Here is a 16078-nt window from a genome sequence, read left to right as displayed (position 1 = left end):
CATGACGGTTCTGGAGCTGGCTGTGCAGGACGTGCGGGGGGCGAGGATCGCGCGTTCGGTGGGAGCGACTCGAGTCGAGTTGTGTGCGGCACTCGGCCCGACGGGGGGATTGACGCCCAGCATCGGAGTGATCGAGGCTGTGTCGGAAGTGGGGATCGCGGTTCACCCGCTGATCCGTCCGCGCGCCGGAGGTTTTGTGTTCTCACCCGACGAAGTGTGGGTGATGGAGCACGACGTACATGCTGCTGTGGCCGGTGGAGCTTCCGGCATCGTGATCGGCGCGCTGACAGAAGACAATTCGATCGACACCGTCGTGCTGCGCCGCATCATCGGATGCGTGGACCGGGCGAGAGTCGAGGTGACAGTACATCGTGCGATGGACGTGGTGACCGACCGTCTGACCGCGCTGGACGAACTGATCGACCTGGGCGTGACCCGCGTGCTGACGTCCGGGGGTGCGGACACTTGCAATGAGGGACTCGACGAGATCGGTCGAATGGTCGAACATGCCGCGGGCCGGATCCAGATCATGGCCGGTGGCGGAATAACCGTCGACGACATCCCGGCAATCGCTGCCGTCGGCGTCGATGCGGTGCATCTCTCGGCGCGCAAGGTTGTCGCAGTTTCCGGCGGACCTGGTGGGGGATCGGACGGATACGACGTCACCGATGCAGTAGTCGCGCAGGAAGCGGCAGCCGCGCTCCGCGCTGTGCGCCTTTATTAACCCCCCGCGGTTAATAAAGGCGCACAGCCCTTGGGCTCTAGACATACATGGACATCCAACTATAGGATGGTAGACATATTCACTGCTGCCTCCTGGGCGGTCCATACGAGCAAGGAACGGGTTAGCACAATGGTTGAAAATGCGACGGTTCACGAGTTGACGCACTTCGTCGGTGGCAAGCGTGTTCCCGGGACATCTGATCGATTTGCGGACGTGTTCGATCCCAACACCGGCAAGGTGCAGGCCCGCGTTCCCCTCGCGAGCAAGGCCGAGACCGAAGCCATCATCGCCAATGCCGAAGAGGCGCAGCAGGTGTGGGCAGCGTTCAACCCGCAGAAGCGTGCCCGCGTGCTGATGAAGTTCCTGCAGCTCGCTCAGGCCGAGATGGATTCTCTGGCCCGCCTCCTCTCGTCCGAGCACGGCAAGACCGTCGCCGACGCCAAGGGTGACATCCAGCGCGGCCTCGAGGTCATCGAGTTCGCCGTCGGCGCTCCGCACCTGCTCAAGGGTGAATTCACCGAGAGTGCCGGCACCGGCATCGACGTGTACTCCATGCGTCAGCCGCTCGGCGTCGTCGCCGGTATCACGCCCTTCAACTTCCCCGCGATGATCCCGCTGTGGAAGGCCGGCCCCGCCCTCGCCGCCGGTAACGCCTTCATCCTCAAGCCCTCCGAGCGCGACCCCTCCGTGCCGCTGCGCCTGGCCGAGCTTTTCCTCGAGGCCGGACTGCCCGCGGGTGTGTTCAACGTGGTCAACGGTGACAAGGAAGTTGTCGACGTTCTGCTCACCGACGATCGCATCAAGGCCGTCGGCTTCGTCGGCTCCACGCCGATCGCTCAGTACATCTACGAGACGGCCGCAGCTCACGGCAAGCGCGCACAGTGCTTCGGTGGCGCCAAGAACCACGCGATCGTCATGCCGGACGCCGACCTCGACGAGGTTGCCGACGCCCTGATCGGTGCGGGCTACGGCAGCGCCGGCGAGCGTTGCATGGCCATCTCGGTTGCCGTTCCCGTCGGCGAGGAGACCGCGGACGCTCTTGTCGCGAAGCTGAAGGAGCGCGTCGCGAAGCTCAAGATCGGTCGCAGTGACGACGAAGGCGTCGATTTCGGACCGCTCGTTTGCCAGGATGCCCTCGACCGCGTCAACAACTACGTGCAGATCGGCATCGACGAGGGCGCAACGGCAGTCGTCGACGGCCGCGGCTTCACCCTCGAAGGCCACGAAGGTGGATTCTTCGCCGGCGCAACCCTGTTCGACAACGTCACCTCGGACATGCGCATCTACAAGGAAGAGATCTTCGGACCCGTCCTTCAGGTGGTCCGCGCTGCCGATTACGAAGAGGCACTGCGTCTTCCGACCGAACACGAGTACGGCAACGGCGTCTCCATCTTCACCCGCGACGGCGACACCGCGCGTGACTTCACCGCTCGCGTCAACGTCGGCATGGTCGGCGTGAACGTGCCGATCCCGGTCCCGATCGCGTACCACACCTTCGGTGGCTGGAAGCGCTCCGGATTCGGTGACCTGAACCAGCACGGTCCCGACTCCTTCCGCTTCTACACCAAGACCAAGACCGTGACGCAGCGCTGGCCTTCCGGCAAGAAGGAAGCAGGTCAGGAGGGTCGCTCCGTAGACTCCGCTCCTGACAACCACTTCGTCATCCCCACGATGAACTGATCGGAACACTTTCCATGTTTACTCTGACCGATGACGAGCGGGCGATTCGTGACACTGCCCGCGACTTCGCGGCCGAGCATCTGGCGCCCAACGCAGTGGAGTGGGATCAGACCAAGCATTTCCCGGTGGACGTCCTCCGTAAGGCGGCGTCCCTGGGAATGGGCGGTATCTACATTCGTGAAGACGTGGGTGGCAGTGAGCTGAGTCGCGTCGACGCTGCCCGGATCTTCGAAGAGCTGGCCAAGGGCGATCCGTCGATCGCCGCGTACATCTCCATCCACAACATGGTCACGTGGATGATCGACCAGTTCGGCAACGACGAACAGCGCCACAAGTGGGTCCCCGGACTCTGCTCGATGGATCAACTGGGCAGCTACTGCCTCACCGAACCCGGCGCTGGCTCCGATGCTGCGGGCTTGAGCACCAAGGCCGTTCGTGACGGCGACGACTACATCCTCAACGGCGTCAAGCAGTTCATTTCCGGCGCAGGCACTTCCGACGTGTACGTCGTGATGGCGCGCACCGGATCTGCCGGTGCCAAGGGGATCTCGGCGTTCATCGTGCCCAAGGATTCGCCCGGACTGTCGTTCGGTGCCAACGAGGTCAAGATGGGCTGGAACGCGCAGCCCACCCGTCAGGTGATCTTCGAAGACGTGCGAGTTCCTGCCGCCAACATGCTCGGTGAAGAGGGCAGCGGCTTCCGCATCGCCATGAAGGGTCTCAACGGCGGCCGGCTGAACATCGCCGCCTGCTCGGTCGGTGGGGCCCAGGCAGCGCTGGAGAAGGCAGTCGCATATCTGGTGGACCGCAAAGCTTTCGGTTCGGCACTGATCGAGTCGCAGGCCCTGCAGTTCCAGCTCGCCGACATGCGTACCGAACTCGAAGCGGCCAGGACGTTGCTGTGGCGCGCCGCCGCCGCGCTCGAAGACGGAGCGTCCGACGTCGTGGAGTTGTGCGCGATGGCCAAGCGCTTTGCCACCGACACCGGATTCGACGTAGCCAACAAGGCCCTCCAGCTTCACGGCGGGTACGGCTATCTTGCTGAGTACGGGATCGAGAAGATCGTCCGCGATCTCCGGGTTCATCAGATCCTCGAAGGCAGCAACGAGATCATGAGGGTGGTCATCGCCCGCAGCGTGGTCGCATCAGGTCAGGGAAAGCAGGGAGCAGCATGAGCGACGAGCTCGAGGTATTGATCGAAAAGCGTGACGGACTGGGGCTCATCACTCTCAACCGTCCCAAGGCGATCAATGCCCTCAACCACTCGATGGTCAAGGCGATGGCCAAGGCCCTCGAGGAATGGAAGTCCGACGACGACGTCAAGGCAGTCGTACTCACGGGCGCCGGCGAGCGTGGTCTGTGCGCCGGCGGCGACATCGTCTCGATCTACCATGACGCCAAGGACGGCAAGACCGGTTCGCTCGACTTCTGGCGTGAGGAGTACATCCTCAACTCCGAGATCGCGAACTACCCGAAGCCGTACGTCGCGATCATGGACGGGATCGTCATGGGCGGTGGCGTCGGAGTGTCCGCACACGGCGACATTCGCATCGTGACCGAGCGCTCGATGATTGGAATGCCCGAGACCGGAATCGGTTTCATTCCAGACGTGGGCGGAACTTACCTGCTCTCGCGTGCTCCCGGTGAACTCGGGACGCACATCGCGCTCACCACGGCACGACTGAGCGCCGGCGATGCCATCGCAGCAGGTTTCGCTGACCACTTCATCCCGTCGGAGAACATCGAGACGTTCATCGCCGCACTCGCGTCGTCTTCGGTTGCCGACGCCGTGGCGCAGTACGCGGAGCCGGCTCCGGTGTCGGAACTGTTGGCCCAGCAGAGCTGGATCGACGCCGCGTACTCCGCCGACGACGTATCCACCATCGTCGAGCGTCTTCGCGCAAGTGGAATCCCCGAAGCGGAGAAGGCAGCGGAGCAGATTCTCGGCAAGTCCCCGATTGCACTGTCGGTGACCCTGCGATCTCTGCGGCATGCCAAGGAAGCAGCAAGCTTGGAAGAAGTCCTCAACGAGGAGTTCCGGGTCTCGACCGCTGCGCTCGCCTCACACGATCTGGTCGAGGGCATTCGCGCCCAGGTCGTGGAGAAGGACCGAAACCCGAAGTGGTTGCCGGCAACTCTCGACGACGTCACGGCAGAATCCGTCGACGCCTACTTCGCCCCGCTGGGCGACAACGAGCTCGGACTCGCCCCTCAACCGCAAGGCAACTGATCACCGCCGAAGGAGCATCACTAATGAGCACCATTGGATTTATCGGACTCGGTCACATGGGTGGCCCGATGGCGGCCAATCTCGTCAAGGCCGGACACAAGGTCGTCGGTTTCGACCTGGCACCTGCGGCGCTGGAGCAGGCAGTCAAAGACGGTGCATCGGTGGCGGATTCGGCGGTCGACGCCGTTCGCGGTGCCGACGTCGTGATCACGATGCTGCCGAGCGGTAAGCACGTTCTGGGTCTGTACGAAGAGCTGCTGCCGGTGGCAACACCGGGCACGCTGTTCATCGACTGTTCCACCATCGACGTCGCCGACGCCCGCGAGGCACACGACAAGGCCGAAGCGGCCGGTCACCGCAGCGTCGACGCACCGGTCTCCGGTGGAGTCGTCGGGGCTACCGCAGGCACGCTGGCATTCATGGTCGGCGGTTCCGAGGCTGACTTCCAAGCCGCGTCACCGTTGCTGGACGTGATGGGCCGCAAGGTCGTTCACTGCGGCGACGCCGGTGTCGGCCAGGCAGCCAAGATCTGCAACAACATGATCCTCGGCATTTCGATGATCGCGATCAGCGAGGCGTTCGTGTTGGGCGAAAAGCTCGGCCTGAGCAACCAAGCGCTCTTCGACGTGGCGTCCAACGCCTCGGGGCAGTGCTGGGCACTGACCACCAACTGCCCGGTACCGGGACCTGTGCCCACCAGCCCGGCCAACAACGACTACCAGCCTGGCTTTGCTGTTGCACTGATGGACAAGGACCTGGGTCTGGCAGCAAATGCGCTGCGCAACAACGGCGTCGATGCGGAGATCGGACTCAAGGCCGCCGAACTCTACAGTCGCTTCCATGCCGCGGGCGGTGGCGGTCAGGACTTCTCTGCCATCATCAACGACATCCGTGACCGTTCGACCGAAGGACAGTAGTGACCGACTTCAACACCATCATCCTCGAGCGTAAGGGTCGCGTCGGCGTCATCACGCTCAACCGCCCGAAGGCTCTCAACGCGCTGAACTCCGAGCTGATGAACGAGGTCGTCGCCGCGGTTTCCGACCTCGAAGCGGACAGCGGCATCGGAGCCATCCTGATCACCGGTTCCGAGCGCGCCTTCGCCGCCGGTGCCGACATCAAGGAAATGCAGTCCAAGACGTACATGGACGCATACGTCGAGGATTTCTTCACCCCGTGGGATCGCGTCGCAGCAGCTCGTAAGCCGCTGATCGCCGCCGTCTCCGGATACGCGCTCGGTGGTGGCTGCGAACTGGCGATGCTCTGCGATTTCATCATCGCTTCGGATACCGCGAAGTTCGGCCAGCCCGAGATCAAGCTCGGTGTCATTCCGGGTATCGGTGGCTCGCAGCGCCTTACGCGCGCCGTGGGCAAGGCCAAGGCCATGGAGCTGTGCCTCACCGGCCGCAACATGGACGCAGAAGAAGCCGAACGTGCAGGCCTGGTTGCCCGGATCGTTCCGGCCGCCGATCTGCTCGACGATGCCCTGAAGACCGCAACCACCATCGCCGAGATGTCGCTGCCGATTGCGATGATGGCCAAGGAAGCAGTCAACCGCTCCTTCGAGACCACCCTCGCCGAGGGCGTCCGCTTCGAGCGTCGGGTGTTCCACTCGACCTTCGCGACGGAGGATCAGAAGGAAGGCATGACCGCGTTCGTGGAGAAGCGGTCGGCAGAATTCAAGCATCGCTGAATTTCAACAGCGCCGAATTTCACAGCGCTGAAACTGCCCTCACACTCGTCGAGAGTGTGAGGGCAGTTTCTTTGTGTGTACGGGTGGTCGGTTCACCACTTGGTCGGTGCGCCGCCGGTGTCGAAGTCACCCGCAGTCTTGCGAAGTTCAGTGAGGATCGTCACCAATTGCTCGAGCTTGTCCTGCTGGAGTCCGGGGTGAGCGAACACCTTGCTGTTGAGCATTTCGGTGGCTTCGAGGGCCAGCGCGCGACCCGCGTCGGAGATCTCGATGAGCGTCGCACGGCGATCGCTGGGATGCGGGACCCGCCTGACCAACTCCGCTTTCTCCAAACGGTCGACGGCATTGGTGACGCTGGTGGGGTGAACCTGGAGTCGGGCGCTCGCCTTGGCCATCGGGAGTGCGCCCGACCTGGTGAAGGTGAGAAGCGTCAGCAGTTCGTAGCGAGCGAAGGTCAACCCGAGCGGCTTGAGTACCTCTTCGACCCGCGCCATCATGATCTGCTGTGCACGCATCACCGACGTGACCGCAGCCATACCGTCGGCGACGTCGCTCCACCCGTGCTCCGTCCACTGACGATGCGCCTCTTCGATGGGGTCGAGGGGGAGCGGCGCGGGGGGAGACATAGGTTCGATCATCCCATGTTGGCAAGCGGTCGGGTGCCTTGTCTGATTGTGTGTCGCAGCCGCTTACGTCTGTAGAGTCCCACGGGTGATTTCAATCCTCGTAGCGGGTGGCGTCTCGTTGTTCGTCGCGCTCTTCCTGACTCCGTTTCTCATTCGTGTGCTTTCGCGGCAGGGGCTCGGGCACGAGATTCGGATCGAGGGTCCGCAGAGCCATCAGGGCAAGCGTGGCACCCCGTCAATGGGCGGCATCGCGATCATCGCAGGCATGTGGGCGGGCTACCTGGCGGCACACATCATCGGTTTCGGCTCGCGGCTACCGCGGCTGTCTGCATCCGGTTGGCTGGTTCTCGCGCTGGCGACGTCACTGGGAATCGTCGGCTTTCTCGACGACTTCATCAAGATTCGCAAGAAGCGCAATCTCGGGCTGAACAAGACGGCAAAGACTGTCGGTCAGCTGGCAAGTGCCATCATCTTCGGCATTTTGTTCCTGCAGTTCTCCAACAACAACGGAGTCACTCCCGGAAGCCAGTACCTGTCCCATGTTCGTGACATCTCGGTGTTCTCCATGGGTGCCATCGGATTCGTGGTCTTCTTCTGCATTCTGGTGTTCGCCTGGTCCAACGCCGTCAATTTCACCGACGGCCTCGACGGTCTCGCGGCCGGGTCGATGGGCATGATCCTCGGTACCTACGTCGTCATCGCCGGTTGGCAGTACCGGAACTCGTGTGTCCTCGAGCCTGCCGCCGGTTGCTACGACGTTCGTGACCCCCTGGATCTAGCGATCGTCGCTGCCGCCGCAGGCGGGGCGTGCCTCGGCTTCCTCTGGTGGAATGCCGCCCCGGCTCAGATCTTCATGGGCGACACCGGCTCCTTGGCACTCGGCGGCCTGGTTGTCGGCCTGTCCGTCACGACGCACACCGAGCTGCTGATGGTCATCATCGGCGCCCTGTTCGTCGCTGAGATCCTGTCGGTGATCATCCAGGTTCTGGTCTTCCGATCGTCCGGTCGACGCGTATTCAAGATGGCCCCGATCCATCATCACTTCGAGTTACTCGGTTGGCCGGAAACCGTCGTGATCGCAAGATTCTGGATCTTCGTCGCGATCTCGTGCGTCCTGGGACTTGCCACCTTCTACAGCGAGTGGTTCTCCGCTGCCGGTTAGACCGATTCACTCTTTCGGGTCGTAGCCAGAAGAGCGATCAGGCCGAGCGACACACACGCCGTCATCGTGACGGCCAGGGCTGTGCTCGTGTTTCCCAGTAGGCCGACTGCCGGCGCGATGGCCGCACCGACGCCGAACTGGAATGCCCCGAGCATTGCGGCGGCAGTACCGGCCGCTTCGCCGTGACGAGCGAGCGCCAGTGCCGGGGCGTTGGGCAGAACGAACCCGATGGCACCGGCCATGACCCACAGTGCGATCACGAATCCGGCGAGCCCGCCCAGTTCCAGGACCGCGACAGCAATGACGACGGCCCCGGAGACAACGGCAGCCACGAGGGCCCACTTGGTGATCTGCTGAGGAGTCCACCGGTCGAGCAGTCGGACGTTGACCTGGGAAGCGCCGATCAACGCGATAGCGCCCGCACTGAAGAGCAGTGCGAACTCTTGCTGATTGAGGCCGTACTGATCCTGATAGACAAACGACGCGCCCGAGACATACGCGAACAACGACGCCATGCCGACGCTGGAGACGAGCGTGAGGACCATGAACGTGCGGTCGCCGAGCAGCGAACCGTAGGTTCGGAGAACCGACGTCAATCCGCTCGGGCGACGCTTTTCCTTCGGCAGTGTTTCGGAGAGTCCGAACGCACCGATCATCGCTGTGCCGACGCCGATCAGTGCCAGGACGACGAAGATCCCGCGCCAGTCGAGGGCGACGAGGAGGGCGCCACCGATGCTGGGCGCCAGGATCGGCGCAACGCCGAGCACGAGCATCAGCCGGCTCATCACGACGGCAACGGTGTTACCGCTGTAGAGGTCGCGCACGATCGCCATGGTGACCACTGCCGCGGCCGCCGCGCCCATGCCCTGGAAAACCCGCAGGATGCCGAGGACCGCGATGCTCGGTGCGAAGACCGCCAGCAGCGAAGCCAGGATATGGACGCCGATTCCGGCAAGCAGCGGCTTTTTGCGGCCGAGAGTGTCCGAGAGCGGCCCGACCAACAGCTGTCCGAGTGCGAGGCCGATGAGAGTTCCGGTGATCGTCAGCTGAACCGTTGACGACGAGACTCCGAGATCGGCGCCGATATCCGGCAGCGCGGGCAGGTACATGTCGATGGTGAAGGGCCCGAGCGCGGTCATGGAACCGAGGGCAAGAATCTTCCCGACGCTCGGCTTGCGGTCGACACTGCTCGTATCCAGCGGGGCCGTCTCCAAGAGCGGAGCTGCCTTCACAGGCGGGGCGATGGCGGTGTTCTCGGCACTCATGAAACCTTCTGGGTTGTCTTGGTCTGGCGAACTGCTCGGTCGTTCGGTCGAAAGTCGGGCCGCAATCGAATGACCTGCGCCCACCGAGGGAGTCAGCATCGAGACTGACCGATTTGTTCCCGAAGGGCTCACGGTTTTCCCAGAGACTGGAACAGTTGGTGGGATTGCACTCGAATCATGCTGAGCGGAACTGTGGTTCGGCGCCGCGACTCGGGGCAGAGTTACTCACTGACGCGGGTGTGGCTGAGTGGCTAGGCACCGGCCTGCAAAGCCGTTCACACGGGTTCGAATCCCGTCATCCGCTCGGACGTCGGGGCTGGCCAATATGGTCGGCCCCGATTTGTATTCGCAGGTGAGAGACTTAGAAGCGCTGAGAATGCGGACCTTTTGCTGAGCGGCTGCCACCTAATGAATACCGTTCATTTTGCGCACCCGGAGGTACCACGGAGGTACCGGACGAAGGCCGCATGTGCACAAACTGGGCGGTACAGTTACGGCCGTACTGCTAGTTGCTTGGAGGGCGTCCCTCAGCAATTACCCCGACTCGGCAATAGGCCACCCATCCGCGCTGCGCGCGGGTGATTCATAAATCAGCCTCGCACCGAATACGGAGAATCAGATGAATACTCAGCTCGCACGCGACCCGTACCTCAATCCCATCTTCGGCGGTGATAGCGGATACGCCACCGAGGGCGACGTCCGCGTTAACCAGACCGCTGACGGTGTCGACCTGAACGTGATCTACGCCGAAGTCAGTCAGGCGCTGATTCTCTACAACAACGGACGCACACGCATCGCATCGCTGCTGTCCTACGGCACAACCGCTATCGCGGATGCAGTGCCGCAGTCCATCGGGAGCGAATCAATCGAAGAGGCGTCGGAATTTGGTGTGCCGCAGGGCGTCCGCGAAGGTGCCGAGGCGTTGCTACTCGGGTACACATTGAAGGACTACGACAAGGCGACCCGCTTCAGTTGGAAATTCTTGCGCGACGCGAGCGAGGAACAGGTGCGGTCGGTGGTAACTCGAATTCTTGAGGCAGACAACAAGAATGTGAATACCGCAATTCTCAATCGACTGTTCAATCCAACGGAACTGCTCAGTCCCGAGAAGCATCGGGTGTTCGGGCTGTGGAACGGCTCTGATGGCCTCACTCGACCCCCACACATGGGAAAGACATTTCTCTCGACCGAGAGTCATTACCTAGCATCCGGTTCCGCGACGCCAGTCTGTGCATCGCGGCTGGGATTCAACCGTTCGTGTTGTCCAAGTTCATGGGCCACGCAAATACCAACGTCACGTTGGGCGTGTACGCGCACCTGTTCCAAGACGACCATGCCGACGCGATGACAGCACTGGGTGCGCTCGGACAGCCATCGCCGACCGACAATGTGGTTCCGATCCGGGCCAGTTGAAGGCACTAAAACGGAGACGGCTCCCAGTCTGCAGCGGAACCGGGCATATGCATGTATGTGGGTCTGCGACCGGCGTTCACAAGCTTGAAGTCGCGCCCTCGATTGAACTTCCGCGCCCACCATCCTCGGCCAATCCGAAGTGTACGGCGTTTCCCATCAACGAGAAGATCAAGATTTCCCCACCACTCGTACATATCAACGTGCTCGTCGGTGCTGGCATCTACTAGCAGATTGAATTTCGCAGACTCACCCGGAGCTAACTGAAATTCGAACGGGCTACCAGGGGTGCCGCCCATTTCCACATATGACGCTCTCGCGTGCTGTGTGTGGAGGTCAATTTGTATACGACGAAACTCCATCGATGCACCTCCAACACCCTTAGTCACGACACTGCCAGAGGGTAGGTCTACAGCTTTGGCCTGCACACGGAACGCACTCACCACCACATGCCTGCCTTCCCTTGCAGTGAGGGTGACTCCGTAATTGCAGTGCCGAGCAGGGAATCCGCCGAGGTTGGCTGCCCATGCACCCATCTCTGTGGCGAAACCTCCAGGCGGCGGCGGGATCTCAGGAAGTTGCAAGGGAACGAACTGTGAGAAAGTGATCCAATCGTACTCAGCGTTTGCGAAAAGCACTGCGGGATCCGTCTCGACGTGAACGTAAACCGGATGTTGCCTGGAGATTGTCCGCCATATCGGCTGCCAGAACTTGACCGTTAGAATGGTCCCTACCACGACGGTAATTACCGCGGCGATGATAGAACTTGTTAGCCACCCCGGAATCTGCGAAATAAGTGAGGGATTCGAGTTGTCTACGGGCATACTGACTATCCTCGCATTCAGGGCCAACGAGATCGGATTGAGCTTTCCGCACTGCGGGAAGATTTAGAACCTACATTTCAAGTGAAGTGCGTGGCTGGAGTGTGTTTGGGAGGCGTGCTTGAGTGGCGACTGGTTTCCAGGTCACGCCAGGGACATTCTTGGACGGACGCACCTACCTTGGTAAGCAATCAGGCTGGGTCTGCCCCTCATGTCGAGGAAAAGCAGCCGGTCGGGAAGATTTTTACTTCAACAGGTCATGCACAGCGGATGGCCGAATCGGTGGGTTCAGTAGGGCGAACGGTCTGTGGAACTGGAACCTGATGCACCTAGCTTTGCTCTCAGATAGCGCAAGTCGTTCGCGACACGGAACAATGTAGATTGGCTGAATTCGGCGTCATAGTCGTGTACCAACCTATTTCGAATCGAGAGGCTGGTCTGGATTATCTCGGCATCGTCCGAATCGATGACACCATGACTGATCAGAGTTGCGATCATATCAATGATTCCAAACTGATCTACCTGCATGAATTCTCGCGCACGCCGCCGCAGTCCCTTTTCTAGCATCGACCATTCGTCAATAAATATGCTCTTTGCTGAGATGTCGTCTGCCGGGTCGAGAGGGGGACGCGTCATTCGCGGTGTGGAGGTGTTCTTCCGAAGCAAGAATTCAGATGCTGCGTAGTAGCTGATTGCTGCAATGCTCAAACCTGTCGCAGCGGCGGCAAATCCCACTGTGGTTCGTGGGTCGAGGTTTGGACCAAATTGCACGAACAAGGCGTAGCCGAGGCCGAATATCGCGATCAGTACGCCAAAAATGCTGTAGATATGCAGTACTCGTGCGAGCCGTGAACGTCGCTCCTGCTGCCTGACGAGCAAATTGTCAAACATGACTTTGTCGTCAGAAGAGTATCGGTCAGTGGGCAGAACTGCGATCAGGTCGGCAACATTGACAGGTCCGATTTCTCCGGCTTCGGCCTTTTTGACTTTTGCTAAGCGGATTAGTCGCTCAGACTCGTCCTGCAGATGCATCGCAAGCGCCTGGCGCGCACTGTCGGTAACCCTGTTCATGTCTCCATCCGTCATTACGCTGCTCCTCTTACATAGCGCACGGCTTCGCAGCCGAGTGCAACCACGACTGCAATGACGAGTACTAGAACGCCCAGTCCAGTATTCAAATTGTTGGTGGCCCACCCGGCAGCGAATGCGCCTCCCGGTGAACCCAAAACGAGAAAACTCTCGCCCCAATGGCGCTTTCGCTTTAGCATTCCTTGCCGAATCAGCAAGTCGGCGTTGCCGACGTGCTGGGCGGTGATTTCTTGCGGTCCGCCACCGAAGCGCGTGTCTGCTTCACGTCGATCGGCCTCCTTGAGGAGATCGACCTTGTACGCCGCAAGCTTTTTGTCGAACTCTGCCTGCCCTTGCGGGGAGAATGTAGCCAAACTGAACTCCTGGAATGGACAAGCGCTCTCCCGTTGTGGACAGCGTCTGAATTATCACAGATCCAACCGACAATTCGGTACCGGCCCGGATCGGCTTGCCGAACTTGAGGTACCCGGGAGGTACGCACTCAGCGCCGTCCTCGCATATTCCGGTCAGAAATAGCGCCTACCTGCGCCACCCTTCATGTCGCGGGTGTGGCTGAGTGGCTAGGCACCGGCCTGCAAAGCCGTTCACACGGGTTCGAGTCCCGTCATCCGCTCGTGTCGGAGACCGGCAGGCATATCGCCTGCCGGTCTTCCTTGTGAGGTCCCGGTTCACGGGGTCGGCTGCGATAGTCTGGGCTGCCGGAGCGAGCGGACCACATGAGTGAGGCACTGAATTGATTTCGGGACAGGACCTGCGATCGCGGCGCTTGCACGTGGGGATCAGTCAGTTCCAGTTCGCCCGCCAGGCGGGAGTCTCGTCAGCAGTCGTCTCCGCGTGGGAACTCGACAAGGCATATCCGAAGCCACCGGTTGAGCGAGCAGTCCTCACGGCCCTCTCCGCGTTGGAAGCGGCCAAGCGTGAGGGCACGTACGCAGCCCCCCGGAAGCGATCGAGCGGTAGTACCCGTGCGCGTCGAGCGACACCGGTCAACGACCCCGCCTCGGTGGCCAGGCGTGCGGTCGCGGGGGCAGGAAACGGTGGCCCCACCGTATTGACGGCGTTCTCCGGTTGTGGCGGTATGGCCGAAGGCTTTCGGATGGCGGGGTTTTCGGTGGAGGGATACATCGAAGTCGTGCCGGAGGCGCGCGCGACCTTCGATCGGAACTTCCCCGGCGCGAGGTGCCTCGGCGAGGACATTCGGGCGATCGACGAAGCCCGGGTGAAAGATCTTCTGGCACAAGTGGACATCGATGTGTTGGCTGGGGGACCGCCGTGTCAGGGGTTCAGCCTCGCCGGCCGGCGAGACCGCGACGATCCGCGCAACCATCTCTTCCGGAACCTGCTGCAGCTCGCCGAATTGGTGAAGCCGAAGGTCTTGGTGATGGAAAACGTGCGACTGCTGCTCAGCATGAAGGACCCGGACGGTGGGATGGTCGTCGACCGGATTCTCGGCGAGATGGCTGCATGCGGTTATGACGCCTCGGTCAACACGGTGAATGCGCAGGATTACGGAGTGCCGCAGTTCCGGGAACGAGTGTTCATCGTGGCGACCCGCCGCGACAGTGGTATCGGGCCGCTGCGTTTCCCGCCGAAGACTCACGGCGTGAATGATGTTGCACCGCTGAGGACTTTCCGCGACGCCACCGTCGACCTGGCCCCGCTGGAATCCGGGCAGGCCTGCGAGACGGACCCGCTGCACTGGGCCGTCGAACATCCCGAGCACGTCTTGCGGTGGCTGCGTGATGTGCCGGAAGGAATGTCGGCGCACGACAACGAAGATCCGGCCATGCGACCGTCGTCCGGGTACAACACGACGTACAAGCGCCTCCGGTGGGACGCGCCGGCGTCCACGGTCGGAACCACTTTCGGGATGATCTCGGCTTCACGCAACGTGCATCCGAAACACACGCGATCGTTGACCGTTCGAGAAGCTGCTCGCCTCCAGACCTTTCCCGACGACTACGTCTTCGAGGGTAAGTGGGGAGCGGTGCGCACGATGATCGGCAATGCGGTGCCGCCGCAGCTGGCGTCGGTACTGGCAGGAGAGATCAAGAAGGCACTCGGCTGAGATAGAGCACCGACGGAAAATGGGGCCGACGATGCCGGCCCCATTTCGAGTTACGCCCTGGCAGGGGTGTGGTGCAAGCGAATCAGCTGAGGTTGAGCTTGGCGATCAACGGCTGGACGACCTTGATGATGTCGATGACGGCGCTGAGGGTGTTGATGGAACCCATGTTTCGGTCCTCCGTGTCGTATGTACAGGTTTGTATGTACAAGGTTGTGTCTGCGTGGTGTTTCTGTACGACCTTGTGTCGCAGACACAAATTAGCAAACTGGACGCTTGTTTGGGTCGAAATGACCGCTTTGCGCTGAAGTTGCTGAAAAGTTCACGGATTGTTCAGGAACGCAAACAAAAAACAGGCCGGACTCCCCGAAGTCCGGCCTGTCGATGACGCTTTGCGATCAGCTGAATGCCGACAGTGCGCTGATGAGGCCGATGCCCGCAACTGCGACCTTGAGGACACTCAAGACGTCTTCGAGCTTGACGCCAGCGGGCAATACGTTTTCGACAGACTCCATGTTGGATCCTTCATATGTTGGGGTCGTGGTCCAGCGCCACTGCAAGCAAGATACCCAATCGTGACCACCTGTGAAACCCCGGCGCGAAGATCACAGTTGTGTTGCGCCGGACTCACTGGCCGTCGCGACAACGGTGGCTGCCACTATTTGCTCCACGCTGATGCCCGCTGCCGGTAGGCAGTGGTAGAAGATTCGTTCGCAGAGGTCGACCATTTCGCCTCGCTCGAGCGTCGGCTCGTCGATCCAGTTGACGACGATTTCCTCCATGAATGCCTGCCACCCGGCGATTGTCGCCTCCACGGTCGCGTTCGATTCGATGCCTAGATTCGTCAGCGCAGCGACAATCCACGTGGTAAAAGTGCGGCGCATGCCTCGGTAGATCGTGCGCATTCGGACGTCGCCACTGCCGGCCATACGCATCACGGCGAGGTAAATGGTGGGGTGCTCGATAACGGCGTCGACGAATGTCTCGATACCTGAGCGCAGCTGGGATGTGATGGGTAGCTCGGGATCCGGTCGCATTCGATCTTCGAGATCGGCCGAGGCGGCCTCGAGGATGGCGTTCTGGAAACCCTTCTTGTTCTTGAAGTAGTGGAACAGCAGTGGCGGTGAGACACCGGCCTCGGCTGCGACGCGATCCATCGACAGTTGGTCGAAAGGCTCGGTCCGCAACATGTGTACTGCCACCTCGAGGATTTGCCTCTGACGGTCTTCGGGGGAGCGGGGGACTGCAGCCATTCCGTCATCTTATGTATTGGTTCGAAAGGTTCATTGACTTTTACTCAACGCTGTCTATAA

16 protein-coding genes and 2 tRNA genes are annotated in these 16078 nt (G+C 61.3%); 11 read left to right on the top strand and 7 right to left on the bottom strand.

The window, feature by feature from the left end:
- Position 1 precedes the first annotated feature (1 nt).
- The 6 genes from QRN54_RS32445 to QRN54_RS32420 all read left to right on the top strand — a co-directional run bounded on the left by QRN54_RS32445 (position 2) and on the right by QRN54_RS32420 (position 6327).
- Entirely contained in the window at positions 2–724 is a 723-nt protein-coding gene (locus tag QRN54_RS32445) for a copper homeostasis protein CutC (protein ID WP_050655248.1), read from the top strand.
- A gap of 129 nt (positions 725–853) precedes the next feature.
- Positions 854–2404 carry a CoA-acylating methylmalonate-semialdehyde dehydrogenase gene (locus QRN54_RS32440; RefSeq protein ID WP_042445510.1) on the top strand — a complete coding sequence of 517 codons (1551 nt, stop codon included), beginning with the start codon at positions 854–856 and terminating at the stop codon, positions 2402–2404.
- 14 nt (positions 2405–2418) lie between these two features.
- The gene (locus QRN54_RS32435) at positions 2419–3579 is read left to right on the top strand and encodes an isobutyryl-CoA dehydrogenase (protein ID WP_007726145.1); all 1161 of its coding nucleotides are present in this window, start codon (positions 2419–2421) and stop codon (positions 3577–3579) included.
- A complete protein-coding gene (locus tag QRN54_RS32430; protein ID WP_042923165.1) occupies positions 3576–4634 on the top strand; it encodes an enoyl-CoA hydratase/isomerase family protein in 1059 nt (352 codons plus the stop codon). Before QRN54_RS32435 ends, QRN54_RS32430 begins: the two co-directional genes overlap by 4 nt.
- Before the next feature lie 23 nt (positions 4635–4657).
- A complete protein-coding gene (mmsB, locus tag QRN54_RS32425) occupies positions 4658–5551 on the top strand; it encodes a 3-hydroxyisobutyrate dehydrogenase (protein WP_003941308.1) in 894 nt (297 codons plus the stop codon).
- Positions 5551–6327 (top strand): enoyl-CoA hydratase, encoded by a 777-nt coding sequence (locus QRN54_RS32420; RefSeq protein WP_285183990.1) that lies wholly within the window; start codon positions 5551–5553, stop codon positions 6325–6327. The genes mmsB and QRN54_RS32420 overlap by 1 nt, the downstream gene beginning before the upstream one ends.
- A 92-nt stretch (positions 6328–6419) precedes the next feature.
- Here QRN54_RS32420 and QRN54_RS32415 read toward each other — a convergent pair whose 3' ends face one another.
- On the bottom strand, positions 6420–6953 hold the full coding sequence (locus tag QRN54_RS32415) for a MarR family winged helix-turn-helix transcriptional regulator (protein WP_054825961.1): 534 nt from the start codon (positions 6951–6953) through the stop codon (positions 6420–6422).
- An 85-nt stretch (positions 6954–7038) separates the two neighbouring features.
- Here QRN54_RS32415 and mraY point away from each other — a divergent pair, with 85 nt between their 5' ends.
- On the top strand, positions 7039–8115 hold the full coding sequence (mraY, locus tag QRN54_RS32410) for a phospho-N-acetylmuramoyl-pentapeptide-transferase (RefSeq protein WP_003941316.1): 1077 nt from the start codon (positions 7039–7041) through the stop codon (positions 8113–8115).
- On the opposite strand, the gene QRN54_RS32405 is transcribed toward mraY, so the two are convergent.
- Positions 8112–9380, bottom strand: coding sequence for a multidrug effflux MFS transporter (locus QRN54_RS32405; protein WP_100084653.1), 1269 nt, complete (start codon positions 9378–9380; stop codon positions 8112–8114). The genes mraY and QRN54_RS32405 overlap by 4 nt on opposite strands.
- A 233-nt stretch (positions 9381–9613) precedes the next feature.
- Here QRN54_RS32405 and QRN54_RS32400 point away from each other — a divergent pair.
- Both QRN54_RS32400 and QRN54_RS32395 read left to right on the top strand, forming a co-directional pair.
- Positions 9614–9684, top strand: a tRNA-Cys gene (locus QRN54_RS32400).
- A 315-nt stretch (positions 9685–9999) separates the two neighbouring features.
- Complete coding sequence (locus QRN54_RS32395) at positions 10000–10728, top strand: hypothetical protein (protein WP_285183989.1); 729 nt, start codon at positions 10000–10002, stop codon at positions 10726–10728.
- Between the two features lie 70 nt (positions 10729–10798).
- On the opposite strand, the gene QRN54_RS32390 is transcribed toward QRN54_RS32395, so the two are convergent.
- From QRN54_RS32390 to QRN54_RS32380, 3 genes are all read right to left on the bottom strand, one after another.
- Positions 10799–11614: a hypothetical protein gene (locus QRN54_RS32390; protein WP_285183988.1), complete on the bottom strand. Its 816-nt coding sequence runs from the start codon at positions 11612–11614 to the stop codon at positions 10799–10801.
- 285 nt (positions 11615–11899) lie between these two features.
- Positions 11900–12697 (bottom strand): hypothetical protein, encoded by a 798-nt coding sequence (locus QRN54_RS32385; protein WP_285183987.1) that lies wholly within the window; start codon positions 12695–12697, stop codon positions 11900–11902.
- Positions 12697–13053 (bottom strand): hypothetical protein, encoded by a 357-nt coding sequence (locus tag QRN54_RS32380; RefSeq protein ID WP_285183986.1) that lies wholly within the window; start codon positions 13051–13053, stop codon positions 12697–12699. The genes QRN54_RS32385 and QRN54_RS32380 overlap by 1 nt, the downstream gene beginning before the upstream one ends.
- 189 nt (positions 13054–13242) lie before the next feature.
- On the opposite strand from QRN54_RS32380, the gene QRN54_RS32375 reads away from it, so the two are divergent.
- A tRNA-Cys gene (locus tag QRN54_RS32375) sits at positions 13243–13313 on the top strand.
- A 159-nt stretch (positions 13314–13472) separates the two neighbouring features.
- Positions 13473–14768 (top strand): DNA (cytosine-5-)-methyltransferase, encoded by a 1296-nt coding sequence (gene dcm, locus QRN54_RS32370; RefSeq protein ID WP_285183985.1) that lies wholly within the window; start codon positions 13473–13475, stop codon positions 14766–14768.
- A gap of 82 nt (positions 14769–14850) precedes the next feature.
- On the opposite strand, the gene QRN54_RS32365 is transcribed toward dcm, so the two are convergent.
- Both QRN54_RS32365 and QRN54_RS32360 read right to left on the bottom strand, forming a co-directional pair.
- Positions 14851–14976, bottom strand: coding sequence for a hypothetical protein (locus QRN54_RS32365; protein ID WP_255246884.1), 126 nt, complete (start codon positions 14974–14976; stop codon positions 14851–14853).
- 394 nt (positions 14977–15370) lie between these two features.
- Positions 15371–16018, bottom strand: coding sequence for a TetR/AcrR family transcriptional regulator (locus QRN54_RS32360; protein ID WP_042923173.1), 648 nt, complete (start codon positions 16016–16018; stop codon positions 15371–15373).
- Positions 16019–16078 lie beyond the last annotated feature (60 nt).

Source organism: Rhodococcus sp. MEB032 (assembly GCF_030208925.1).
Lineage (GTDB): Bacteria > Actinomycetota > Actinomycetes > Mycobacteriales > Mycobacteriaceae > Rhodococcus_F > Rhodococcus_F qingshengii.
The sequence above is the reverse complement of the archived record's forward strand: the minus strand, read 5'-3'. Positions and strand labels throughout refer to the sequence as shown.